This window comes from Streptomyces hygroscopicus subsp. hygroscopicus (genome assembly GCF_001553455.1).
GTDB lineage: Bacteria > Actinomycetota > Actinomycetes > Streptomycetales > Streptomycetaceae > Streptomyces > Streptomyces hygroscopicus.
Genome location: NZ_BBOX01000662.1, coordinates 1 through 1004, shown reverse-complemented (window position 1 = coordinate 1004; position 1004 = coordinate 1). Strand labels below are relative to the sequence as shown.

Annotated in this window: 1 protein-coding gene; it reads right to left on the bottom strand. The window is 67.2% G+C overall.

Going from position 1 to position 1004, the window contains the following annotated elements; translation table 11 throughout:
- A partial coding sequence (locus AXW62_RS39725) for a SpnB-like Rossmann fold domain-containing protein (protein ID WP_159061126.1) occupies positions 1–1004 on the bottom strand: 1004 nt, incomplete at both ends.

The window sequence follows — 1004 nt, the reverse complement described above, 5'->3', positions numbered from 1 at the left end:
TCGAACAGGTCGAAGGCCTGGTACGACACCGGCATGGTGGCCGCATCACGGATATCGGTCTTGCCCATCTCCACGAACCGGCCACCCTCGGCCAGCAACCCCACCGACGCGTCCACGAACTCCCCCGCCAGGGAATTGAGCACCACATCGATACCAGCAGGAAACTTCTCAGCAAACTCCAGCGTCCGCGACGACGCGATATGCGCCTCATCCAGACCCAACCCCCGCAACACATCCCACTTACCAGGACTGGCCGTGGCATACACCTCCGCCCCCAAATACCGCGCCAGCTGCACCGCCGCCATACCCACACCACCAGCACCCGCATGCACCAGCACCGACTCACCCGCCCGCAGACCGGCCAGATCCACCAGCCCATACACCGCCGTCAAAAACACCGTCGGCACCGCCGCCGCCTCCGCGAACGACCACCCCCGCGGAACCCGCACCACAAGACGATGATCAGTCACCGCCACCGGACCCAGCCCACCACGCGGAAACAGACCCATCACCCGGTCACCCACACCCACCCCCACCACACCCGAACCAACAGCCAGCACCACACCCGCACCCTCATTACCCAACGCACCCGCATCCCCCGGATACATCCCCAACGCATTGAGCACATCACGGAAGTTCACACCACCCGCACGCATCGCCACCCGCACATCCCCCGGCGCCAGCTCCTCCACCACATACGGAGCAGGCACCAGCGCCAGACTCTCCAGCGTCCCGCGCGCACCCACCTCCAAACGCCACGGCACCCCCACAGGCGGCACCAGACCAGACCCGGCAAACCGCACCAGACGCGGCACGAGGAACCGGTCCCCACGCACCGCCACCTGCGGCTCACCACACCCCACCACCGCGGGCACGACATCCGCCACACCACCCGCGTCCACATCCACATCAACGTCCACGTCCACGATCAGCAGCCGGCCAGGGTGCTCCGCCTGCGCCGAACGCACCAGACCCCACACCGCCGCCGTCACCGGATCGGGCTC